Here is a 25274-nt window from a genome sequence, read left to right as displayed (position 1 = left end):
AGGATTTTTCAAATCCTATCATGCTTTCTTTCTCACTGAGCATCATAATAGGCTGGGAGTTTCATTTTATTTGTTTCAATAGTTTCAATAAACCTTTCGATTGTTGAGGTTAGATAGGAATCCGCTCTCCTAATAAAAACAGTTTTTACCTTGCTGTATTTATCTGGAAGTGAATAACAGCGAATGAGACCACTTTGCTCCAAATGATTAACAGCAGACCTAGGCACAAATGCAACACCAAGGCCTACGACAACACTTCTCAAAATGGTTTCCAATGTACCAAATTCCATTATTTTTTTCGGCTTAATGTTTTCGTCCTTACACCACGCCATAAAACGAGCTCGGTATCCACAGCCTTCACTAAAACAAAGGATCGTCTCCTCCCTAATCCCATCCATTGAACTTGTGTGCTTATCCGTAATTAGAACAAGTTCTTCTTCCAATACATCATGTGAAACAAGATTAGAATGAAAGTCCGTTTCTGATACAAAGGCTCCATCCAACTTATGATTTAATACTTCCTCTTCTAGTGTTTCTGTTACGCCAGTATATAATGATAAATCTACATTCGTATATTTTTTAGTATAGGAAGAGAGTATTTTAGGTAATTGAATGACCGTTTCAACCGTTCCAATTTCCAGTTTCCCAGCAGGTTCATTTTTATTTTGAACGGCTTTCTTCATTTCATCTGTTAATAATAATATCTTTTTACTATAGCTTAATAGTTTCTTCCCTTCAGGTGTCAATGTCATTCCCCGGCGGTGTCGGTTAAATAAGGGGGTGTTTAGTTCAGTTTCTAGTTTCTGAATCCTAGACGTAATATTCGATTGAACATAACTTAGTTCTTTCGCTACCTCTGTAATGGTTCCTTTCTCAGCTACCAGTTGAAAAATTTCCAAGTCCTTAAATTCCACTTCTAGCCCACCTCTCCATATTTACATCTTGGTTATTATGATATCAGTAAAATTGATAATAATCATTGTTTTTATTCATTTTACAAGATATTCAAATGTAGATATGATGAAATCAAATTTGAAATTGGTAACTTAATGAAAGAGGTTGAGGTTAGTTGAAAAACAGTGTATGGTTAGGGGCTATTTTATGTTTTATTGCTGCAGTTTCATGGGGAGCCATGTTTCCAGTTGCACATGCAGCATTTAAGCATATTGATCCCTTTTATTTTACAATCATTCGTTATGGGGCTGTTACGATTATTCTAGTCGCAGTTTTAATTTGGAAAGAGGGAAAGCAGGCTTTCCGATTGGAGGGCAAAGGCTTTTATTTATGGTTTTTCGGGACTATGGCTTTTACAGTTTATAATCTATTCATCTTCTGGGGAGAAGATTTATTAGGTGCATCCGGGGTAATGGTGGCTTCCATCATGGAGTCATTAATGCCAATGATTTCCGTTGTGATTGTCTGGATGTTCTTCAAAAAACGCCCACACTTCTTTACTTTGATATGTGTGCTTGTGTCTTTTATCGGTGCTTTATTAGTGATTACAAAAGGTGATATTCACGCTTTTCTTAGTGCAACCGATTCTTTTATCCCCTCTTTGCTCATATTCATTGCGGTAATAGGTTGGGTTATTTACACAATGGGTGGAAGTGAATTTAGCGGCTGGTCTGCGTTAAGATATTCAACGTTAAGTTGTTTACTTGGAACAATTACAGCTATTTTAATTACTGTAGGGGCAACACTATTTGGATACCTTTCTGTTCCATCAGTGAATAGTATTATAGAAGTAAGTCCACATCTGGTTTTCATGATAATATTCCCTGGGGTTATTGCGCTTCTAGGCTGGAATATTGGTGTGAGTATATTATCACCTTTAAACGGGTTATTGTTCATTAACTTCGTACCTGTTACGACGCTTTTGATATCCATTGCCCAAGGCAATCATGTAACCTTGTTTGACATACTAGGTACTGTTTTTATTATCGTGTCTCTATTGGCCAATAACATCTTTGTCAGAATCGCCCAGAAGAAAAAATCATTTGAGTATGTTAAAACTAATTTGAGAGAAAGTATTTCTTAATTTTAAAAGCCCATCCAACATATCACGTTAGGATGGGCTTTTATTCTTTATTCTAACTCGTATAGTCCACAAACTACGTACCCCACCGCTTTTGCTGCGACGAGGAGTGCATCTTCATCAATATCGAATTTTGGGTGATGATTGAAGAACGGTTCTTCCACCCCTTTTGGTGAACAAGCAATGAAGAAAAAGCAGGAAGGAAATTTTTCTGCATAATACGCAAAGTCTTCAGATGGTGACAGTGCAGGGTATTCCTTCACTTCTTTTATATCCTTATCATTAGCACTATTTAAGTACGATACAACCTTATCGGTAAGTTCGGGGTCATTATAGAGTGGTGGGTAATCATTGGTATACGTAAGTTCACATGTTACCCCAAACTCTTCTTCAATTCCTCTAGCAATCCGCTTTACTTCTCGCTCCATTTTCCCCTTCGTTTCTTCTGACATATAACGTATATCACCTTCAAGCTCAATACTATCCTTGATGACATTAAATGTTCCTTTTCCATCAAAAGAACCGATTGTTATCACACCATTTTCAAATGGACTTAAGCGACGGCTGATAATGGTTTGAGCTGCTGTTACAAAATGAGCACCCGCTACAATTGCATCATTCGCCATATGTGGAGACGAACCATGTCCACCTTTACCTTGAATCTTTACTTTCATATACGCTCTACCATTAAAGGTATATCCTGCATGATACCCCACCACCCCAGCTGGTCCTAGAGGTAGTAGGTGGATGCCAAATACATGATCTAAGTCATCAAGAATTCCTGATTCAACAATACTCTTCGCCCCGCCAGGAGGAACCTCCTCGGCATGCTGATGAATAATTTTAATTGTACCTGGTAACTGTTCCTTTAACTGAATTAAGCAATCAGCTAGGACTAACAAATACGCTGTATGACCATCATGTGCACAAGCATGCATGACGCCTTCATTTTTTGATTTAAAAGGTACATCTGTTTCTTCAACGATAGGAAGTGCATCAAAATCTGCACGTAAGCCTATGTTTTTACCAGACTTTTCACCCTTTATTGTTACAACGATTCCGTAACCATTTCCAACATTTGATTGTACTTCTACATCTTTACCTTTATAAAAATCTAGAATATATTGAGCCGTTTTTTCTTCCTTGAAGGATAATTCAGGGTTTTCATGTAGATGCCTACGGATTTCTATGATCTCGTCCTTGCGGGATTCTAACATTTTCATTAGCTGTTCTCTCATTACGTTGTACTCCTTTTCTTCTTTGAAGATACTTCGTTTATGTGTCCACCTACAAAATTATTCAGTAACAGGCTTATGCTTGGTTATTTTTTTGGTTTCGTTACTTGGTTTGACTGTTTTAGATGTTTTTCCTGCGTCTTTTGGAACCAGTATTATAATGGATAGTATTGATAAAACACCGAAGATTACATTGACTATGATACCTACTGTTGCTGCAAATTCTAGATTCCCGTTTGCTGCTATTGCCGCGTAAGCTGAAGCAGAAATCGCTACACCAAATGCACTACCTAGAGAACTTGCCATTTTATAAACGCCAGCTGCTTCTCCCACCTTCTCCGCTGGTGCATTTGCAACAGATGTATCTGTCGATGGAGTTGCATAGATCCCAAGACCTAATCCAAATAAGGCAAATCCAATGAACACAACGATTGTATAAGCAAGGTCAGGCAGAAAAGTTAAACCCATCATTCCTACACCAATTGTTGTAATTGTGGCACCCCAAATCATTGGAGATTTTGCACCTACCCTTTGCAAAATTTTCTCACCAACTCGAATCATTGCTAGTACCGCAACTAAATAACCTAACGACAACATACCGGATTGAAATGAATTAAATCCTCTCCCTACCTGTACATACGTATTTGCTACAACTAATGTACCAGCGATAGCGTTCAGTAAGAAGTTTGAAACAGTCGCACCTGTATATGGTGCATTTTTAAAAACAGCAAAATCAATAAGGACAACTTCCTTACTTTTCTCTATTTTGATAAAGGATAGTAATCCTATTATCGTAACAGCAACAAGGCCCAGCGAAATAGGGCTTGTCCAACCAATATCTGCTCCGTACGTAATAAATACATTTAATGCAATCATGGTTACGATGAAAATCGCTAATCCAGTGTAATCAAACCTAAACCGACCAGTAGATGGTTGTTTGCTTTCAGGTGTATCTTTTAGTAAAAACATCCCAACGATTGCAAAAATAATTGAAAAAATAAAAATCCATCTCCATCCAAGTGAAGTGGCAATGGTTCCACCTGCAAACGAGGCGACCCCTGATCCACCCCATGAACCAATTGACCAATAACTTAGTGCACGTTGACGTTCTGCACCCTCGAAATAAGCTTTCATTAAAGCGATTGTAGATGGCATAATACATGCAGCAGAGATCCCTTGTATAATTCGCCCTATAATTAGCAAGGCAGCGCCTTGGGCTAATACTAGACAAAGTGATCCGACAATACTTAAAAGAAAACCAAAATAGGCAATTTTTTTACGCCCTAGTTTGTCAGCAAGGCCACCAGCAGCGACGATAAACAATCCTGAGAATAAAGCCGTTAAACTTATGGCAATATTCAAGGTTCCAAGTGATATCCCTAAATCTTCTTGTACAGCAGGGACTATATTCACCATGGCTTGTGCAAATAGCCAGAATGTAATAACTCCGAATACAATCCCAATAATCATTTTATTTGTACCTTTATAAGTTGAATCCATAATTAAGCCTCCTTTTGAGCTTATATTTCCCTTACTAGATTGACTTATCCGATTCATGAGATGAAACACCAAAAAATACCTGTATCCCAGACGATACAGGTAAATTAATCACTAACTAATCTAAATCATACCTTTAGGGTTAATTGCATTGCGTACATCCTCAGTAAGCAACCCTTTTTCTTGAAGAATTTGTTCTAATGTTTTATTTTGTTCATCTGCTTGCATACCAATTTCGGAGGCCATATCATACCCAATTTTTGAGCTTAACCCTGTTACTAATGCAAGACTCTCTTCCATCCACTTTTTGCATTGTTCTTCATTTGCTTGGATTCCATTAATACATTTAGATTCCAACGTTTCTATTGCATTTGTCAAAATCTGAATTGAATGGAGAAATGTATGAGCAATCATCGGCATCATCACATTTATCTCTAATTGACTGGCTGTCCCAGCGGTTGCCACTGCAGTTTCATAACCAATTATCTGGCAACAGACCATATGAGTCATTTCTAAAATAGCAGGGTTTACTTTACCAGGCATGATTGTCGAACCCGGTTGAACAGAGGGTAACGTTATTTCTGCAAATCCCGTACGGGGTCCAGAGCTAAGTAGACGTAAATCACTTGTTATTTTTATAAGATGAACGGCCAGCTCTTTTAACGTTAACATACAACGAATAGGCTCACTCATATTTTGCATAAAAGCAAAGATGTTTGGTGGCTCACGAAAAGGTAGGCTCGTCCTTTTACACACTTCTTGAATGACTTTTGGCGCATATTCCGCTTCTAAATTAATCGAAGTCCCAATTGCATTCCCACCAAGTCCAATTTGATACAATGAATCGAGTTTAGTTTGAAGCTCTCTAGCTACCGCACCAATTGTCGCAGCATATCCGGAGAACTCTTGGCCTAATCGAATTGGAACAGCATCATGCAAATGGGTTCGCCCTGATTTCAGGACAGGCATGAATTGTTCTGCCTTTTTTCGAAATGTTTGTTCCAACTTAGTAAGGGATGGGAGCAACCCTTGGATTATCATCTCTGCTGCCGCTATATTCACAGAGGATGGAAAAGTATCATTCGTCGATTGAGACATATTGACATGGTCATTAGGATGGATTGTTTGTATACCTCCTAGTATTTCAGTAGCACGCTTTGCTATGACCTCATTTGTATTCATATTTTGAGAGGTGCCTGCCCCTGCTTGGTAGACATCTACAACAAAATGTTCATCCCATTTCCCTTCGATCACTTCTTCTGCTGCGTGTATGATTGCTTTTCCTAAATCAGGTGATAGTTTCCCTAACTCAACATTTACGGTGGCAACTGATGCCTTAACAATTCCTTGGGCCCTAATAAACGGTCGTGGTAGCCGCAGGCCGCTTATTTGAAAATTCTCCACAGCCCGTTGAGTTTGGGAACCATAATAAGCTGAAGTAGGAACCATGATGTTACCTAGGGGGTCATTTTCCATTCGATATTGGTTAGATGCATCCATCTCCCTCACTCCCTCCAATTGTCTTTTTTAATTAGAGGTATTATTTCCATTATGAAGTCTAATAACCAATATCCGAGACATATGTCTCAACTCCCTTAAGAATAATCTATGTTAAATAAAAATTTTTGGTTTTTGCAAAAAGATAAGGGAACCATAGAAAGGTTCCCTGTAGTAAAGACATTAAGATATAGTTTAATAACCAAGTTCTTTTTCTTCGTATTCTTTCTTCATTTTTTTAATACAACATGTAAGAGTGTATATGAATGTAAAAATCATTATTACAGATATAAAAAGGTTCCAATCAATATCAGGTAATATAAAATACGCCCTAAATATAAAACTGCTTCCAAATATCATTAAAAACAAAGTTAGAAAATAATAAATACGAACATCACTACTATATTTTAGTAGACTTATACTCCACCATCTTCTTCTTTTTTCCATTGAGAAATCACCTCTAAAAATTTCCTATTACATATTCACTTCATTTAGTAAATTCTGACGGTCCTATTTTATCATATGGTACATCTATAGAAAACAAGCTACTTTTTAGAATATTCATTCGCACACATCACATGCAAATTGAGTTCTTTAACATAGCTTAAACATAAAAAAACCATGCTCACTGAAACAACATGTTAGTTTCAGTGGGCTGGTCTCCATTCATTTTCAATATCATTTTAATATTAATTTTGCGACCGCTTCACAGTGGACAGTATGAGGAAACATATCTACTGGTTGTACTTCGGTTGTTGCATATCCGCCATCTTCTAGAATTCTGAGGTCCCTTGCCAAGGTTGCTGGATTGCAGGAAACATACACTACTTTTTTGGGCTTCATGTTTAAAATCGTTTGTAATAGTGCTTCATCACAGCCCTTACGAGGAGGATCCACTACGATAACATCAGCTTTCACCCCATTCTTGTACCAATTCGGAATAACCACCTCGGCCTCACCTACAGCAAACTCTGCATTATGAATGTCATTTAAAGCTGCATTTCGTTTCGCATCTTCAATGGCTTCTGGAACAATTTCAACACCGTACACCTTTTTTGCTTTTTGTGCTAAAAATAATGAAATCGTTCCAATTCCACAATAGGCGTCAATAACGGTTTCGTTGCCTGTTAGTCCCGCATACTCTAGTGCTTTATCATAAAGGACCTTCGTTTGCTCAGGATTGACCTGATAAAAGGATCTCGCTGAAATGGCAAAGCGTATATCCCCAATTGAGTCATATATATATTCTTCGCCCCAGAGGACATTTGTTTCATCGCCAAAGATTACATTCGTCTGTTTGTGGTTGACGTTTTGGACAATTGATTTGACTTCTGGCAACCTTCCAATAATATCAGAGATGATATTGTCTTTATTGGGGATCTTCTTCGTTCTTGTAATAAGAACCACCATTACTTCACCCGAAACTAGACCATAGCGTGCCATAATATGACGGAGTACACCTTTGTTGTTTTTTTCATCATAGGCTTGTATCCCATATTTTTCACAGATTGTCTTTACCGTTTGCACAACCATATCATTTTTTTCCTGTTGAATGAGGCAGGCTTCCATATCGATAATTTCATGGCTTCGTTGTTGGTAGAATCCTGCAACTAATCCACCTTCTCTATCCGCAACCGGTACCTGCGCTTTATTCCGATAGCGCCAAGGATTCTCCATCCCTAAAACAGGATGAACCTCTACATCTTGCAACTTACCGATTCGAGTTAACACTCCTTGGACCTGTTTTTGCTTCGCAATCAACTGGCCCTCATAACTTACATGCTGGAGCTGACAGCCGCCACATTCTCTATATATTGGACAGGGGGCATCTACCCGATATCTACTTTCTTCATACAGTTCGATTAACCGTCCGTATCCGTAGCCTTTTTTAACCTTCGTTATTTTGATTTTCGCTTTCTCATCCGGTAAACCGTTCTGAACAAAAATCGGAAAGCCCTCGATCTTCGCGACACCCGCTCCGTCGTGGGTAAGGTCCTCGAACGTGACATCATAGTATGTATTTTTTTCCACTGGGGGTTTGAGTTTTGTCATAGTATTTTTTCTTCCTTTGCGTTCAAAATGCTGAACTGATTGTACCATATTGGGGATGTACTGTGCCAATTTGTTAAGAAGATACGTTGTTGAGAGGGAATTTTGTACAGCTTCTGCTGTTGCTGGATTGTTTTTGTTGATTTTATCCGGATACGGACATGTTAAACCTCTTTGCTGGTTCACTTTCTCCTAATTTATTCCATTTGTGAACCTGTAAATACACTTTTCTAGTATGCTTTCTCCTAATTTCATCCAGATGCGAACCCGATAATCCTCTTTGTTGGTTCATCTTTTCCTAATTTATTCCATTTGCGAACCTGTTAAACCTCTTTACCGGTTCACTTTCTCTAATTTCTTCCACTTACGAACCTGATGAGCCACTTTTCCTAGCGCTCACCCCATAAATAAACTCTCAACACAAAAAAATCCGGCATACGCCAGATCTTTTTTACATGTTCTCTGCTTTTTCTTTCGATACCAACACATTAATATGTTTATACAAATTCACAAATTCGCCTGGTAGAAGGCCACCGTACTCACCGTCTAAATTAATTTGCATTTTTTCGGTTGGGTTTACTTTTATTCGATTGGCTTTCGTGTAAATCACGTGCGGATCATTAATATGCTCACCACGAATAGCGAGCGTCGCCACTTTGATAAAATCAGCTAAGTTTGCCTTTTTTAAAATTAACAGATCAAACAGGCCATCATTCAGTGAGGAATCTGGTGCTAGTTTTTCAAAGCCCCCGACAGAATTTGTTAAGGAGACAAGGAATAACATGATTTCACCCTCAAATAGCTTCCCGTCATATTCAATACTGACTTCTGTCGGACGAATTGACGGTAGCATCTCCATGCCTTTTAAGTAGTATGCTAACTGGCCAAGCATGGTCTTAAGCTTACTCGGTACCTCATAGGTTAGTTCGGTTAACCTTCCGCCGCCAGCAATATTAATGAAATATTTGTCACTTACTTTGCCTATATCAATCGGAACTGAGTTACCCTCGACAATCACATCACAGGCTCCATCAATATTCCGAGGAACCCCAATCGCACGTGCAAAGTCATTTGTCGTACCAACTGGAATAATACCTAGTGTCGGACGATACTCCTGCTGGGCTAAGCCATTTACAACCTCATTTATTGTTCCATCGCCACCTGCAGCGATAACGAGGTCAAACTTTCTTTCAACCGCGATTCGAGCAGCATTTGTTGCATCACCAGCACCAGTTGTGGCATGGCATGACGTTTCATAGCCTGCTCGTTCTAGCTTTTCTAATACCTCAGGAAGATGTCTTTTAAATAACTCCCTTCCAGAGGTTGGATTATATATAATTCGAGCTCTTTTCATTTTCATCATCCTAAAATAAGATAATCATTTGTTTATTTTTACATCATAGCTTATCCAAACCATTTTATCAATTTAGATATTAACAAAATAATCCAATTCCTTCTTGCCCTTCTACTATATCATTTATATTCAAAAAACACTATTATGTTGCCCTTTATACGTAGCTACGTATTCAAAAATGCGCTTTGACCGAAATCAAAGCGCACATATCACTTAAAGTTTTTCAACTAGATTTACAGTAACAAGATCACTATTAAAAATGGATAACTTATAAGTTCCTTCACCTAGCTTTTTCGTTCCCTTGTATAATTTTTCAGTGGTACTTTCCTCATACACCTCATCAATACGGTCACGGTCCGTTGTATCGATTTTATCCCATGCTACATTTCCATTATCAAGGTCATTTTGAGAAACGGCAGATAATAAGATGTTGCTCTTATCATTTATATGAACCATTACATCAGAGGCTCCATCTACAATCCAGTTGTTTTCAAGTGAGCCAGGGTAAAGTGAAACAGGACTATGCTGACCACGAACCTCTAGCTGAATGGAACTGGGTACAATAATCGTTGGCTCCATTGTAGTATACGTAGAAAATGGTCCTATTTTATCTGTTGGCTCTTTCAATGTTACATACATGGTATCCCCAACTACCTTTGTTTGTACATAGTCACCCGTTTCAGTGATAAGTGGTTTTTCTTTTGGATGGACCGTTGCACGGTATAAACCAAATACATGTAGTTCATTCGCAGTTGACCCTTCAATTTTGCTAGGAACTCCGTTTGTTTCAAGGACGATCCTCATGATATTGCTTTCCAGGGTTTCGCTAACAGCAGGTAAATCCATCGAACGTTGCTCTGCGCCAATCGCACCTTGAACCTCCTCAATAAGCCCTATTGATGATAGTAGAGTGAACCCGATCCCAATCGTCCCGATTACCCCTACAAAGAAAATACTTAAAATATCGTATTTTACGATTGGATTCTCCTGTTTGGACAATATAAGATATAAAACAATCTCAATTCCTAAAACGATGAGAATGAGTGGCCACCACACAAGTAGTGGCTCCATCATGCTCATTCCTTTTAGCTGTGATAAGAAAAGAAGAATACCTAATAGAAATAAAGATAAACCCATCGACACAGAGCCCACTCGCCATTTTCTCATTATGCATTCTCCTTCCGTTTTTTATTTCCTATCATTAGCTTCAATCCACCACCAATTAACAGAATGCAGATAATTGTGCCTTGGAGGTAATTGTAGTAAAAATTGTGTATATCAAAATTAAATGCTTCCATGACCATTGGACCAACCGTAGGCAGCACAACATTCACAAGTAAATAATAGAGACCTAACGCAATAAGCCCAAATCCTACCCACTTTTGATGATTTACAATATACGAAACAACCGGCACATCTTCAAGATCCTCTTCACCATGCTTAGAAACCTTTTGGAGGGCATCAAAAAAGCTGTAAAACCAAATAATCGGGATTAAAAATAGGAACAACGATAACCTGAGTACATCTAAAATGTAAATCCCGAATAAAAAGGCTGCCATTAACTGTATACCACGTTTTTGCAGTCCAAGATACATATGCCCAGCCCCTGGAAAAATCGCTAAAATTGTTGCTAGAGTTTTGCTTTTGCGTCCCTGCTCACGTCTTGTATCCTCAAAATCTTCAATAATCGTCTTGTCTACTAGCTCTTCTCCACGTTGTTTCTTCCCGACCAGTTGAATCGCATCGAACATATTGTATACCCAAAGAATCGGTAGAATCCCTAAAAACACTAAGAATGCGCCTTGGTCAGTAAAGATTGAAATAAATACAACCATCGTCCCTAATCCAAAAAAACCGATTAGAAATGTCAGCCCACGGTTTAACAATCCTAATTGAAAATGCCCTAAACCGGGGATAAACGAAAGAATAATGGTATAGAAACGTTCTGAATCGTCCGTTCGATTCAGAACCATTTGTTCTTCTCCAACCTGCTGATGATGTTTGTTCTTTTTCAATAAAAATAAAATCATATCTAACACATTGATTACCGTAACAAAGAATGAAAATAATAATCCGACAAATATCTCATCACCATAATAACCACCCATAACGAAAAGAAAAATGATAAAAAATAATGGGACAAAAGCACCCATTCCATATAAAAACCCTCTAACCTTGCGATTTACGTAAAAATGTCCAACCCCTGGAATAAACGATAGAAAAAATGCCAGTACTGGATTATAATTCATTTTTCTCCCTCCTCCTGAATATCAATTATGTTAAAAAGCGATAACGCTTTTTCCATCAAGTTATCTGAAACAGAATGCCTTTCCTTCGCAAAGCTAGATGCCTCCACCGTGCCAAGGATACTTGTCATACTTTGGAAGACACCAGTCGACATTAACGTCAACGTTACAGCTGCAGCGACTCCGTAATGAAAGATTGGGCTTTGTAAAAAAGACCTCTTTTGGTTTTCCTTTTTTATCAAAAGCTTTAGAATCACGTCATCTGTAAAGCTAGCATTTACAATATCGGGTAATTCCTCGGCCTGATTCTCAATTAAGCTCATATATACTTCCAAACATTGGTCACAGGAAAATAAGTGATTTTCGAGTTCTTCTCGCTTTACTTCTGCTAATTCGTCCTTAATGTACAACAACCACTCTTCACTCTTAAAATGTTTCACCAAAAATCTTCCTCCTTCCAATGTTTTTTCATCCAATTTCGAGCTCGATATAACTTCGTCTCGATTGTCTTCACCTCTACCTGTTGTTCCTTTGCTATTTGTTTATAGCTTTTTTCTGCTATGTAATAAGCTTCAATTACTTCACGATAATTCGCTGGCATATGATTCAACCGGTTTTTGACGAGTTCCCTTTGTTCTTGTTTTAATAGGGGGATATCGCTATTTTCCTCGGACGATGGAAGTACATAGACATCATCAGAATCGAGAACCACCTCACGCTGTCGTTGTTTCTTCCGTTTAACATCGATAGCATGGTTCACTGCTATTCGAGTCATCCACGCTTTAATCCCCTGAGAGCTGTACCGGGGGAGAGCATAATAGATTTTAAGAAATACTTCTTGGGTAGCATCCTCTGCATCCTTTTCATGACGTAAAACAGAATAAATCGCCTTGAATACTAGATTCTTATATTTCTCAACTAACAAACGAAAAGCATGCTCATCCCCAGCTTTTGCCTTCTCAACCAATAACTCATCCTGAATCGTGCTCTCCCCCTTTCTCTCTTTCTACCTAATTAGACGAATATACACCTACTATACCCTACAGTTTTTACAAAAAAAGTTTAAAAGTTTTTTTGCAAAAGAAAAAGACCTCCAATAAATGAAGGTCTGCTGAATAACATTATTTATTTCGATGGAGTATTTTATAGATTAATGTAGCAATTAAAGTAGATGGTAGGTTTAGTAGGCTTCCTTGAAGGTTAAACTGCAATTGTTGTTCCTCGAATGACTTGTTTTCGTACATTTCGTTATGTGTTTTATTCGTTCTCTTGATTTCCTGTTTTGTTGCCTCAATATTTCGGTACTGGATTGGAATCATAATTAAAATATAAAGAAGAAGAACGCCACCAATTATATAAAAAATAAACCCGTCACTCATCCTAAGCCCCCCTTTAGTTTAAAACCACTTTTCTATTTTACGATTAACAACCAAAAAAAGTTTCAAAAATGGCCTATCTTTTTTTAAGATAGGCCCTTTAAGATTTAAAGTTTATTCAATTCTTCAGCTAGAATTTTATTTACCATTTGTGGGTTAGCTTGTCCTTTTGTTTGTTTCATAACTTGACCAACAAGGAATCCAATAGCTTTCCCTTTTCCGTTCTTAAAGTCTTCTACGGATTGTGGGTTGTTCCCAATAACCTCGACAACAATCTTGGTTAGAGCACCCTCATCAGAGATTTGAACTAGTCCCTTTTCCTTTACAATGCTTTCCGCATCTCCGCCATTTTCAATTAATTCCTTAAATACTGTTTTGGCGATTTTAGAGGAGATTGTTCCATTTTCGATTAGCTTGATCATGCCTGCGAGGCTCGTAGGTGCTAATGCGATCTCGTGTAATTCTTTCTGCTCTGCATTTAAATAACCTGAAACCTCGCCCATTATCCAGTTAGACGCCTGTTTTGCATCTGCACCGTTTGCTACTGTTTCCTCAAAGAAATCGGAAGTTTCCTTAGTTACTGTAAGTACTGCGGCATCGTATTCAGGAAGACCTAGCTCTTCAATATATCGCTTTTTACGAGCATCTGGAAGCTCTGGAATTTCTGCTCGAACTCGTTCCATCCACTCATCATCAATATAAAGTTCCACTAAGTCTGGCTCAGGGAAATAGCGGTAGTCATCTGAACCTTCTTTCACACGCATTAAGATCGTTGACTTTGAAGATTCATCATAACGACGAGTTTCCTGCTCAATTACTCCACCTGCAGATAGAACTTCCGCCTGACGAATTTCTTCATACTCAAGACCATTTTTAACGAATGCAAATGAGTTTAGATTTTTAAGCTCGGTTTTAGTACCAAACTCTTTCTGACCCACTGGACGTAACGAGATATTAGCATCACAGCGAAGTGAGCCTTCTTCCATTTTACAATCAGATACACCAGTATATTGAACGATTGATTTTAATTTTTCCAAGTAAGCATATGCCTCTTCAGGCGTTCTGATGTCTGGCTCTGATACAATTTCAATCAAGGGTGTCCCTTGTCGGTTTAAATCAACTAATGAATACCCTCTTCCTGAGTGAGTCAGTTTACCAGCATCCTCCTCTAGGTGAAGACGCGTGATTCCGATTCTTTTCGTTTCACCGTTCACTTCAATATCAATCCAGCCATTTTCACCAATTGGCTTATCAAACTGAGAGATTTGGTAGGCTTTTGGATTATCCGGATAGAAGTAATTTTTTCGGTCGAACTTCGTTTCCTGATTAATCTCACAGTTTAATGCCATCGCTGCCTTCATAGCCCATTCAACTGCTTTTTTATTTACAACCGGTAGAACACCTGGATATCCTAGTTCAACAACACTTGTGTTGGTATTAGGAGCAGCTCCAAATTCATTCGGTGCACTTGAAAATATTTTAGACTCGGTCTTAAGTTCGACGTGAACCTCTAACCCAATTACTGTTTCAAATTTCATCTTGTTTTCCCCCCTTACAATTGTGGTTTTTGTTTATGATGGTCGGTTGCCTTTTCGAACGCATCAGCAACACGATAGATCGTACTTTCATCAAAATGCTTTCCAATGATTTGGAGTCCAAGCGGTAAACCATTTGAGAAGCCACAAGGAACGGATATTCCAGGTACACCCGCAAGGTTGACTGGGATGGTCAGAATATCATTCGCATACATTGTAAGTGGGTCCTTCGTGTTTTCACCAATTTTAAATGCTGGTGTTGGTGTAGTTGGTCCAATTATTACATCGTATTTTTCAAAGACATCTTCAAAGTCTTTCTTAATTAATGTACGGACTTTTTGCGCCTTTTTATAATAAGCATCATAATAACCTGAGCTAAGTGCAAACGTTCCAAGCATGATACGACGTTTTACTTCATCACCGAAGCCTTCACTTCTCGTTTGCTTGTACATCTCAATAAGATTCTCTGCATTATCTGTACGGTATCCATAACGAACACCGTCAAAGCGTGCTAGGTTTGCAGATGCTTCTGATGAAGATAGTAAGTAATATGTAGCAAGTGCATATTTAGAATGCGGAAGTGATACTTCTTCCCAAGTTGCTCCAAGTCCTTCGAGTACCTTTAACGCATCAAGTACTGATTGACGTACTTCTTCATTCACACCTTCACCAAGGTATTCCTTTGGAACGGCAATCTTAAGTCCTTTAACATCACCAGTTAGGGCAGATACGTAGTTTGGTACATCGACATTTGCCGAGGTTGCATCCATTGAATCCACACCAGAAATCGCCTGTAAAAGATAGGCATTGTCTTCGACTGTTCGAGTAACTGGCCCGATTTGATCTAGTGATGATGCAAATGCAATCAATCCAAAACGTGATACTCTGCCATACGTAGGTTTTAGTCCAACAACACCACAAAACGCTGCTGGCTGACGGATTGATCCGCCTGTATCTGAACCCAATGAGAACAGTACTTCCCCTGCAGCAACCGCAGCAGCAGAACCACCACTAGATCCTCCTGGAACACGCTCGAGATCCCATGGGTTTTTCGTTACCTTGAAGCTAGAGTTTTCATTTGATGAACCCATCGCAAACTCATCCATATTTAGCTTACCAACGGTTACCGTTTGCTCCTTCTGAAGCTTTTGAACAACCGTCGCATCATAGATCGGATCAAAATTCTTGAGAATTTTACTTGCAGCTGTTGTACGAATACCTTTCGTTACGATGTTATCTTTAATACCGACTGGCATTCCGAATAAAAGACCTACTTCATCACCATTGCCAAGCGCAGCATCTAGTTGTTTTGCGTATTCTCTTGCATTTTCTTCATTTAATGAAAGAAAGGCTTGTACTTTGTCATCAACTGCACTGATTCTCTTGTATGATTCATCTACAAGGTCTGAAACTGAAATTTCTTTTTTGTTTAATAGTGAGTGTAATTCTGAGACTTTATGATCAAATAGTGACACCTTTTCTCCCCCCTTTATTCAATAATAGATGGTACACGAAATTGACCATCCTTCGCATCTGGTGCATTTTTCAATACTTCATTAACAGGTAATCCTTCTTTTGCGACATCCTCACGCATTACATTTTTTACGGGAAGAACATGTGAAGTCGGCGCCACATTTTCTGTATCTAATTCATTTAATTGCTCAGCAAATGAAATAATTGCATCTAACTGTTGTTGGAACATCTTTGCTTCGTCTTCTGTTACAGCTAAACGTGCTAAGTTTGCAACATGCTTTACTTCTTCAATCGAAATTCTCGACATTTCCTTCACCTCCACCGGCCATACAATATACTGATAATATCAAAAATTGTACGCTTTCGGCAACATTTCCTTCCTTATTCGGTTAGGAAATAGTTTGGCATATAAAAATAAACAGGGAGTTGTCCAAGTTCCCTGTTTTATCATGTTAAATTTTAAATTTGTTAATCATCGTTTGAAGTTCGGAAATAGTATCAGATAGCGAGAGTGCAAAATGATCTAACTCCTCTGCAGAAGCTAGTTGTTCTTCGGTGGTTGCATTTACCTCTTGTGTTGTTGAAGAGGAAATTTCGGCAATCTCAATCATTTTAGTAATCGAACTTTCGACTGTTTCTTTGTTTTTGTGTATTTTACCAATTGATTCTTCAATAAACTCAATCTCATTGATAATTGAATTTGTGCCATGCAAAATACTCTCAAAGGACTGCTGTGTATCGGTGACGGACTCGGTTTGCTCTTCAAATAATTGAATGGATTTCCTTACCAAGTCAACTGTCTTTTCAGTCTGAAGGAGTATACCTTCAATAACCTTCTCTATTTTATTTGATGATGTTTTTGATTGATCTGCTAGCTTTCTAATTTCTTGCGCCACAACAGAGAAACCACGTCCCGCTTCACCAGCGCGCGCTGCCTCAATACTTGCATTTAAGGATAACAGATTTGTTTCATCACTGATGCTTTTTATTATTTCGATGATATTACGAATTTGCATAATCTCTTTATTTAAGGCTGTAATCGTTTGATCAACTTGGTGAATATTAACAGCCATTTTTTCATTCTTCGCCGTCAATTCTTTTATAGCTTCAATCGACCGCCCACTCACTTGTCTCGTTGCGGAGGTTACATCCGAAACCTTAGTCATGTTCGTGGCTACATCATTAATTTCGTCAGATAGCATTTGCATTTCTTGACTAGTTTTTTCAGCAAAATCAACTTGAACAGTTGCACCTTTTGCTACTTCTTCAATCGCAGCGCCAATCTGAATAGACGCTTCACTTGCTTCGGTTGCAATTTGCTTTAATTGATGTGAACTATCAACTGCATAAGTAGAAATTCTCTTATTTTCATTTAGAACCGCTTTTATATTATCAAGCATTGTATTGAAACTTCGACCTAGTTGACCAATCTCATTCCTTTTCACATACTCTGCACGGTTTGTTAGATCTCCTGTTTCAGCTTGTTTCATTAAATCTACAATTCTTGTTATTGGCTTTGTCATACTTGAAGCGAGCAAGACACCAGCAATTACTGATAGTAGAACAAAACCAATGATAATTAGAAATACGAGATAGATTACATCATTAATCTCATTCAACAAATATGATTTTGACGTGGACACACTAACTTTCCAACCATTTGAACTTTCCATATCTGACGTCAAGTACTCATTGTTATTATTTTTCTGATTGGAAGTGATGTCAGCTCCTATAATAGCTTCATTATTACTTGCGACAATCCTATTTTCTTCATTTATAATTGCTATCTCACGTTCAGAGGAATCACTAGTCGAATCAAAAACCCCTTGGAATATAGCAGGATCCGCAGCTAATATTAACGTTCCGTGGCCTTTCACCTTTTTAAAGAGATAAATCACTTTCTTCTCCTCGTCCAATTCAGGGATCCAAAGAGCTTTACCTTGATGGTTTTCAACCTTCTCTGCAATTCCCGTGTTATAAAACGTATCAATATCAAAAGTATCTTCGATCGTTTTATTATAGAATTTATCTTCATTATCTAAAAACAGTAATGACTTCACATTAGAATTTGAAAACTGAATAGCTTGTAGATATTCTGAAATCTTTCTATCATTTTGTACTTGTTCGTAATCAGATAAATCACTATTTAATTTGATTGAATTTAATAAATCTGAATTGGATATTGGTAAAAGGATTAGACTCTCAAGCTCTGAAATACTATTATTTACGTTCTTGGTAACCTGATGCACAATTTCTTCATTCATCTCAGATACTTTTGACTCAATTTCTCCCTTTGAGACAAAATAGACAACGTTTCCAATAATTGCACTAGGTATAAAACTGAATAAAATAAAAAAGATAATGATTCTTGTCTTTAGTGAAATACCTCTTGTTCTATCCTTCTGAACCTTGTATTCTCGTCTTTGAAATCGCTTTAAAAACTTCATTACTTTCTTCATTAAAATTCCACCATCTCCTATATGATCTATACGACAAAGACTGGATTGAAAATTAAACATTAGTTCAATTCTCGGTATCTCCGAAATTATGTAATCGCTATCTTAAATTGTATCTCATTCAATAGATTTCGACAACGAAAATTAGGCGTTAAGGCCTATATTTTGTGAGGTTTTGTGTATATTTGTCGAAAGTTGCATGTAAGGGTTTTTATTCGTGAAATAATCCTTACTACCAGTTAATTCCAAATAGATGGGTTGAGGGCAGATAATTTTCCTTTTAGGTGTGGAATTTGTTATAGTAAGATTGCAAAATACTGGATATGGAGTGATAAAAGTGGAGAAAATTACTTCTGTAGAAAAATTTAGTGAAGTTATAAATTCTGATGGTGCGATTATTAAATTTGATACAACCTGGTGTCCTGATTGCCGACGCCTAGAGGCTTTTATTGGGGAAATTATCGAAAATCACAATAGTGTGACTTGGTACAGCATGGATAAAGACGAGTTCCCTGAGATCGCAGAAAAATATAATGTAATGGGAATTCCAAGTTTGCTTTACTATAAAGGCGGAGAAAAGCTTGGACACTTACACAGTGCAAATGCAAAAACCCCAGAACAAGTGAATGAATATCTTGAAGGATTAGGGATTTAAACATTAGAAAGGCCGTTACAGCATTTTTGCAGTAACGGCCTTTTTCTTACTATATTACGATTATTTACGCATTTTTCAGTTTTTCTTTTACAGCATCAAATTCATCCTGTATTTCTTGAGATGGTGCTTTTGTAACCAAGCTGACAACAATTATTGAAATTAAGGCAAGTAGGAAACCTGGAACGATTTCATACAAACTAAATGGAATGACAGCCTCCCTTATAACCTCTCCAGCATCATTCAATTTAGGTGTAGATAAAATACTCCAGACAACAACTGTAACTGCTCCTACGATCATTCCAGCCAATGCTCCCCAACGATTCATCCGTTTCCAGAAAAGGGAGAGAATGATAACAGGACCAAATGCAGCTCCAAATCCTGCCCATGCATAACCAACTAAATCTAAAATCTTACTTTCTCGATCATAACCTAGTAAAATAGCAACTACCGCAATCACGAGAACTGCAATTCGCCCAACCCACATTTCTTCTTTACGACCTGCATTCTTTTTAAAGATAGCTTTATAGAAATCCTGAGTCAAAGCACTTGATGAAACAAGTAACTGAGAATCAACAGTACTCATAATAGCTGCTAAAATTGCTGCTAATAAGAATCCTGCCACCCAAGGGTTAAATAAAACTTGTGAAAATGCAATGAAAACAGTCTCTGAATTTGCTAATGGTGCATCTGCAAAATAAGCAATACCAGTGAAACCAATAAAGATTGCACCAAATAATGAGAGAACCATCCAAGTCATCCCGATAAAACGAGCTTTTGGAATTTCCCTCGTCGATTTAATTCCCATAAATCGAACGATGATATGTGGCTGACCAAAATATCCTAGTCCCCACGCTAATAACGAAATGATACCTAGTGTAGTAGCACCAGACATAACGTCTAAATAAGATGGATCAATGGCTCCAATTTTATTTACAGTTTCACCCCAACCACCTAGTTCAAAGATGACAACAATTGGAATAATGATTAATGCTAAAAACATTAAAATTCCTTGAACAAAGTCAGTCCAACTTGCTGCTAGGAATCCACCAAAAAATGTATAGGAAAGTATAACGGCAGCTCCAACCCAAAGGGCAAGTTCATAGTCCATTTTAAACGAGCTTTCTAGTAGAATAGCTCCACCTACAAGACTTGCAGAAGTGTAGAAGGTAAAAAACACTAAGATAACAATTGCGGAAATTACACGTAGTAGTTTTGATCCGTCTCGGAATCGATTTTCTAAATAATCGGGAACCGTGATTGAATCTTTTGCAACCTCAGTATATACACGGAATGGCTTCGCAATAAATTGCCAATTCAGATACGCACCGACCGCTAAACCAACGGCGAGCCATATTTCACCCATTCCACTTGCATACATTGCACCAGGTAAACCAAGCATGAGCCAACTACTCATGTCCGAAGAACCAGCACTTAAAGCTGCAACCCCAGCACCTAATCTTCTTCCACCCAGTACATAATCAGTTAAATTTTTGGTCATTCTTGCAGCTAGGATACCGATTACAAGCATTCCTACAAGATATACGATAATTGCTGTTAATGTTTGTGGATTAATATCCATGTTTAGACATCCTCTCCTTTGTCAGTAAATAATGTGATAGCTGATAGTACAATTAACGAAAGCATTGGCACGAACAACCAGAACCATGTAGCACCTGATAAGCTATACTCCACTCTTTCACCCCCCTAAAACCCTTGTTTCTTATCCCTATGCAGCCTTATACAATTTAATGATAATTGTGACTTTTCGACAATTGCTGCAAATAAAGAAAAACACCAATTAATCGTAACATATTATCATTTTCAGAACAGGGTGAATTATCAAACAAATAGTTACCAATGTATAAATATCCAATAATTTGCATTAATTTAAACCGTATGAATCTATTAACCTAATATCTATTCATGAAAACGAATAAAATTAAGTTGAACTTTTTCCAGAAAGAAGCTATATATTTGTTATTTATCAGAAATACTGAGAAAATAAGTAATATAAATTTTTTATAGAAATGGGAGATTCAACATGAACGTTAAAATTAATCGTAATGCTGCAAAAATAATGAAGAAAATGATCGAAAGTGAGGAAGCCGAAGGCAAAATGCTCCGCGTTGTTATTACAGAGATGCATGGTGATCACGCACATTATGCACTTCAATTTGATAATCCTACAGAGCATGATGAAATTGTCAAAACTGATAAAGATATCGAGGTTCTTCTAGATACTAGGGATGCTGAATTTTTGGATGGTGTTTGGATCCAATTCTTCTATGTTCCCGAGGAACAATTCGTAATTACAAATCCCAAAAAAGGACATCACCACCATTAATAGAAAAGCGCAAGACCCTGATTCAAAGATACAAAATGAACAACGCCCTCTCGAATCGAGAGGGCGCCTCTATTTTACAACATTTCAGAAATTGTTTTGGCTTGCATGTGAAGAAGAAGGTAATCAGGGCCACCTGCTTTTGAATCTGTTCCGGACATATTAAAGCCCCCAAAAGGTTGGTACCCTACAATAGCTCCTGTACACCCACGATTAAAGTAAAGGTTCCCTACGTGGAAGTCTTCTTTTGCCTTTTCAATATTTGCACGGTTATTTGAAATAACGGCACCTGTTAAACCATACTCTGTGTTATTTGCAATTTCAATTGCATGGTCGAAATCACGAGCTTTACAGAAGGCCACTACAGGACCAAATATTTCTTCTTTCATGATACGTGCATCTTCATCCACATCGGCGAAGATTGTTGGTTGTATAAACCAGCCTTTGGAATCATCACCTGTTCCTCCATGAAGAAGTTTTCCCTCTTTCTTTCCAATCTCAACATAGCCCATAATCTTGTCATAGGCACCTTGGTCATTAACCGGTCCCATATATGTTGCTTGGTGAGTAGTATCACCTACTGTTAATTCCTTAGTTAATTCAACAGCTCGGTTTAAAACCTCATCATATACATCCTCTAACACAACTGCACGTGAACAAGCTGAACATTTCTGTCCTGAAAACCCAAATGCAGATGCAACGATTGATTTGGCTGCTAGTTCTAAGTCAGCTTCTTTATCAACTACGATTGTATCTTTACCGCCCATTTCAGCGATTACGCGTTTTAACCAAATTTGGCCATCATTTAATTTAGAAGCACGCTCATAAATACGTAATCCCACATCACGAGAACCTGTAAAGCTGATAAAGCGAGTTTTGGCATGGTCGACTAGGTAGTCACCAACTTCAGATCCACTTCCAGGAATAAAGTTTACAACTCCAGCCGGTAACCCCGCTTCTTCAAGAACTTCCATGAATTTTGCGGCAACTATAGGCGTTGTACTAGCCGGCTTTAGCAGTACAGTGTTACCTGACACTAAGGCAGCTGTTGTCATTCCTGCCATAATAGCAAACGCAAAATTCCAAGGTGAAATAATAACCCCAACACCTAGAGGGATATAAGTAAAACGATTATGCTCAATCGGACGGCTTTCTACTGGAATCCCGTCCTTTAATTTCAACATTTGACGCCCATAATACTCCATAAAGTCAATTGCTTCGGCTGTGTCTGCATCCGCCTCATTCCATGGTTTACCTGCTTCTTTTACAAGTAAAGCAGAAAACTCATGTTTGCGACGGCGTACAATTGCTGCAGCTCTAAAAAGAATATCAGCACGCATTTCAGGGCTTGATTTTCTCCATGTTTTGAATGTTTCATCGGCAACCTGCATTGCTTTTTCAGCTAACTCACGATTGGCTTTCGAAACACTGCCTACTACCTCTGCTTTATTCGCAGGGTTAACAGAGACGATTTTATCTTTGGTCGAGATGCGTTCACCACCAATAATCAGATCATAATCATTACCTAAATATGATTCTACAGTTTCAAGACCGGCCTCGAACGCTTTCTTATTCTCTTCAATTGAAAAATCAGTAAATGGCTCATGCTTATATGGTACTACCATGCTACTTCGCCTCCCTTGTAGTCTTTATACTAAACACTTACATTCTACTAAAATAAAGCGCTTACTTCAAACTTCACAATATTCCATCTATTTAATTTAATAGGAATGTTGTCGAACCCTGTAAAACCCTAAACCAGAGTTTACCTGGTGTCAACGGGTTCCATTTTGGATTGTAAACAGCCCTACTAACCTATCAAAATTGCATATGTTATCACTTTTCAAACAACCAAAAATTTGTGTGTTAAGAAAGCCACTTTTAGAAATAACTCCAGAAAATTATTAGACAAGAAGGTGTAACTATCGCTGCAAGGTTTGAAGGTTTAGGTATCTTTGGACAAGCAAAGGCGGGGCTTGATTAAGTCCGTATAATTGTGTAAAAACAAAATGAGTCAAATCAATTCCTCATGTCTACAATGTTAACAGCGAAGAAAACAATGAGGAGGAATTAATTATGACTCTAATTCAGTTTAACCAAGATCTCGGCTTGATTAAAATACCTATAATGAATTTTGATATTTAATTGTTCTACTTCTAAGGGTGATGGAGAAAGAACGTGATGACCACCTACAGGCAGTAATAGATTCCGCATAAGTAAAGCGTGAACTCATATGTGAATTCACGCTAAAATGCAATGTAATTTACTGCCTTGGTTCCTGAGCCGAAACCTTATCTGTTTAGTTATAGACATGTACAGTAGGTTCACTTTCGCCTGCATCACGTATGATGACACTTTCAGCTCCGCTATCAGATTCTATATAGACCTGAAGGGAGATGTAGTTTTCAAAGTGCTCCATAATTAGGCCTGTTATATATTGTGTGAACCCGATAACTTCTGCTTTACCGTAGAACTGCATTGGAATGGTAAGGGTTAGCTCTTGTAGCTCGTCATTCTTATAGAACCCCTTTCCAACAACAGCCGTAAAGTTAGGGAAGAAATCAGCAATTGCATCTGAAAAGTTTTGAACCATTAAGGAGTCCTCGCGATAGTTCTCCTTCGCTTTTGATGAAGGAAAGAAATAATACTCCTCATTTATTGTCTCCCATTTTCCAATCTTCGAGGAGTTGGCATCGACCTTGGCTTTCATTATAAAATTACCTGGGGCAACAGAGTTAACCGCTTCTTGTCTATATAAAGCAATGACTATTGGGATATTACGAATGCTTTCATATTCACCCTCAGTTCGAATACGATTGATAATTTCTTCAGCTGCTTTTTTACCTTCACTTTCGATTTCGGCGTCCGAAATTTCCACATCTCTTGGATATCCGCCCATTCCTGCAGGTAAGTTATAATAATGGTGTGAATTCATCCCAATACCAATAACAACACCACCAATTTCTAACTTATCTTCATTGTTTTTAATGAGATAATTCTGTTCTGTAATTGTGGCAATATATATTGGATTTTCTTTCATTGCAGTCTCGTACTCAGGATCTGTATCAGCAGTATCAAAAACTGGATTTAATCCTACATTAGGTAGTTCCTTTTTCTTTGTTTTATTTGCTTTAGCTGTATTTGTTTCATGAGCATCTTGCTGTGCTGGAGATCTTTTTCGTTTTAGCCAATCCCGGACTGTTTCCTTTTCTAAATACTGTCCTTCTTGGAAAAAGTATTTATTTGCAGGAAAGGAGTCTTGAGCGATTCGCATCAATCCTGTTTCAAACTCATCAATATCCAAACGATTGTTAATACCAGCTGCAACCATCCCTCTTGCTTTCCCTACTTTATAAGGGATGACTGCTTTATAATAGGAATCTGAAATATTGTACCTAGGTATTATCGCTTTTTCGCCCTTTTTATCTGGATCCTGAATGACCTCTGTCTCTTGGTCAAATCTAGGAGCACATCCAGATAGTAGAAGTAAAACCGACAACCCTATAATAAATAGGTTTTTCAATC

At 37.9% G+C, this 25274-nt stretch carries 21 protein-coding genes; 3 read left to right on the top strand and 18 right to left on the bottom strand.

What is annotated here, in order from left to right:
* Positions 1–32: 32 nt before the first annotated feature.
* Positions 33–914: a LysR family transcriptional regulator gene (locus CZ490_RS19730; protein WP_077620450.1), complete on the bottom strand. Its 882-nt coding sequence runs from the start codon at positions 912–914 to the stop codon at positions 33–35.
* 155 nt (positions 915–1069) lie between these two features.
* Between CZ490_RS19730 and CZ490_RS19725 the strand changes: the two genes are divergently transcribed.
* Positions 1070–2038: a DMT family transporter gene (locus CZ490_RS19725; RefSeq protein ID WP_077620449.1), complete on the top strand. Its 969-nt coding sequence runs from the start codon at positions 1070–1072 to the stop codon at positions 2036–2038.
* Between the two features lie 47 nt (positions 2039–2085).
* Here CZ490_RS19725 and CZ490_RS19720 read toward each other — a convergent pair whose 3' ends face one another.
* From CZ490_RS19720 to CZ490_RS23160, 14 genes are all read right to left on the bottom strand, one after another.
* The gene (locus tag CZ490_RS19720; protein WP_077620448.1) at positions 2086–3273 is read right to left on the bottom strand and encodes an amidohydrolase; all 1188 of its coding nucleotides are present in this window, start codon (positions 3271–3273) and stop codon (positions 2086–2088) included.
* Positions 3274–3330: 57 nt separating this feature from the next.
* Positions 3331–4770 carry an MFS transporter gene (locus tag CZ490_RS19715; protein WP_077620447.1) on the bottom strand — a complete coding sequence of 480 codons (1440 nt, stop codon included), beginning with the start codon at positions 4768–4770 and terminating at the stop codon, positions 3331–3333.
* A 120-nt stretch (positions 4771–4890) separates the two neighbouring features.
* The gene (locus tag CZ490_RS19710; protein ID WP_077620446.1) at positions 4891–6267 is read right to left on the bottom strand and encodes a class II fumarate hydratase; all 1377 of its coding nucleotides are present in this window, start codon (positions 6265–6267) and stop codon (positions 4891–4893) included.
* Between the two features lie 675 nt (positions 6268–6942).
* Positions 6943–8316, bottom strand: a complete 1374-nt coding sequence (gene rlmD / locus CZ490_RS19700; RefSeq protein ID WP_077621119.1) for a 23S rRNA (uracil(1939)-C(5))-methyltransferase RlmD — start codon at positions 8314–8316, stop codon at positions 6943–6945.
* Positions 8317–8764: 448 nt separating this feature from the next.
* Positions 8765–9667, bottom strand: a complete 903-nt coding sequence (locus CZ490_RS19695) for a diacylglycerol kinase (RefSeq protein ID WP_077620444.1) — start codon at positions 9665–9667, stop codon at positions 8765–8767.
* A 213-nt stretch (positions 9668–9880) separates the two neighbouring features.
* Positions 9881–10834, bottom strand: a complete 954-nt coding sequence (locus tag CZ490_RS19690) for a hypothetical protein (protein WP_077620443.1) — start codon at positions 10832–10834, stop codon at positions 9881–9883.
* The gene (locus CZ490_RS19685) at positions 10834–11916 is read right to left on the bottom strand and encodes a hypothetical protein (RefSeq protein WP_077620442.1); all 1083 of its coding nucleotides are present in this window, start codon (positions 11914–11916) and stop codon (positions 10834–10836) included. The genes CZ490_RS19690 and CZ490_RS19685 overlap by 1 nt, the downstream gene beginning before the upstream one ends.
* Positions 11913–12353 carry an anti-sigma factor gene (locus CZ490_RS19680; protein WP_142255405.1) on the bottom strand — a complete coding sequence of 147 codons (441 nt, stop codon included), beginning with the start codon at positions 12351–12353 and terminating at the stop codon, positions 11913–11915. Before CZ490_RS19680 ends, CZ490_RS19685 begins: the two co-directional genes overlap by 4 nt.
* Entirely contained in the window at positions 12350–12880 is a 531-nt protein-coding gene (locus CZ490_RS19675; RefSeq protein ID WP_234987263.1) for an RNA polymerase sigma factor, read from the bottom strand. Before CZ490_RS19675 ends, CZ490_RS19680 begins: the two co-directional genes overlap by 4 nt.
* Before the next feature lie 154 nt (positions 12881–13034).
* Positions 13035–13292 carry a DUF3949 domain-containing protein gene (locus tag CZ490_RS19670; RefSeq protein ID WP_077620439.1) on the bottom strand — a complete coding sequence of 86 codons (258 nt, stop codon included), beginning with the start codon at positions 13290–13292 and terminating at the stop codon, positions 13035–13037.
* A gap of 104 nt (positions 13293–13396) precedes the next feature.
* Positions 13397–14827: an Asp-tRNA(Asn)/Glu-tRNA(Gln) amidotransferase subunit GatB gene (gatB, locus tag CZ490_RS19665; RefSeq protein ID WP_077620438.1), complete on the bottom strand. Its 1431-nt coding sequence runs from the start codon at positions 14825–14827 to the stop codon at positions 13397–13399.
* A 14-nt stretch (positions 14828–14841) separates the two neighbouring features.
* Positions 14842–16299: an Asp-tRNA(Asn)/Glu-tRNA(Gln) amidotransferase subunit GatA gene (gatA, locus tag CZ490_RS19660; protein WP_077620437.1), complete on the bottom strand. Its 1458-nt coding sequence runs from the start codon at positions 16297–16299 to the stop codon at positions 14842–14844.
* A gap of 14 nt (positions 16300–16313) precedes the next feature.
* The gene (gene gatC / locus CZ490_RS19655) at positions 16314–16604 is read right to left on the bottom strand and encodes an Asp-tRNA(Asn)/Glu-tRNA(Gln) amidotransferase subunit GatC (protein WP_077620436.1); all 291 of its coding nucleotides are present in this window, start codon (positions 16602–16604) and stop codon (positions 16314–16316) included.
* A gap of 145 nt (positions 16605–16749) precedes the next feature.
* The gene (locus CZ490_RS23160; RefSeq protein ID WP_159439991.1) at positions 16750–18756 is read right to left on the bottom strand and encodes a methyl-accepting chemotaxis protein; all 2007 of its coding nucleotides are present in this window, start codon (positions 18754–18756) and stop codon (positions 16750–16752) included.
* 343 nt (positions 18757–19099) lie between these two features.
* Between CZ490_RS23160 and CZ490_RS19645 the strand changes: the two genes are divergently transcribed.
* Positions 19100–19408 (top strand): thioredoxin family protein, encoded by a 309-nt coding sequence (locus CZ490_RS19645; protein WP_407639816.1) that lies wholly within the window; start codon positions 19100–19102, stop codon positions 19406–19408.
* Positions 19409–19472: 64 nt separating this feature from the next.
* Here CZ490_RS19645 and putP read toward each other — a convergent pair whose 3' ends face one another.
* Entirely contained in the window at positions 19473–20987 is a 1515-nt protein-coding gene (gene putP, locus CZ490_RS19640) for a sodium/proline symporter PutP (RefSeq protein ID WP_077620433.1), read from the bottom strand.
* A gap of 462 nt (positions 20988–21449) precedes the next feature.
* On the opposite strand from putP, the gene CZ490_RS19635 reads away from it, so the two are divergent.
* A complete protein-coding gene (locus tag CZ490_RS19635) occupies positions 21450–21752 on the top strand; it encodes a heme biosynthesis protein HemY (protein ID WP_077620432.1) in 303 nt (100 codons plus the stop codon).
* 74 nt (positions 21753–21826) lie between these two features.
* Here CZ490_RS19635 and pruA read toward each other — a convergent pair whose 3' ends face one another.
* Together pruA and CZ490_RS19625 are read right to left on the bottom strand one after the other, a co-directional pair.
* On the bottom strand, positions 21827–23374 hold the full coding sequence (gene pruA, locus CZ490_RS19630) for an L-glutamate gamma-semialdehyde dehydrogenase (protein WP_077620431.1): 1548 nt from the start codon (positions 23372–23374) through the stop codon (positions 21827–21829).
* A gap of 674 nt (positions 23375–24048) precedes the next feature.
* Positions 24049–25272 (bottom strand): CamS family sex pheromone protein, encoded by a 1224-nt coding sequence (locus CZ490_RS19625; RefSeq protein ID WP_077620430.1) that lies wholly within the window; start codon positions 25270–25272, stop codon positions 24049–24051.
* Positions 25273–25274: the final 2 nt, after the last annotated feature.

Origin of the sequence: Litchfieldia sinesaloumensis, assembly GCF_900156865.1 — a bacterium.
GTDB classification, from domain to species: domain Bacteria; phylum Bacillota; class Bacilli; order Bacillales; family Bacillaceae_L; genus Ferdinandcohnia; species Ferdinandcohnia sinesaloumensis.
This window is presented reverse-complemented; position numbering and strand designations above follow the sequence as displayed.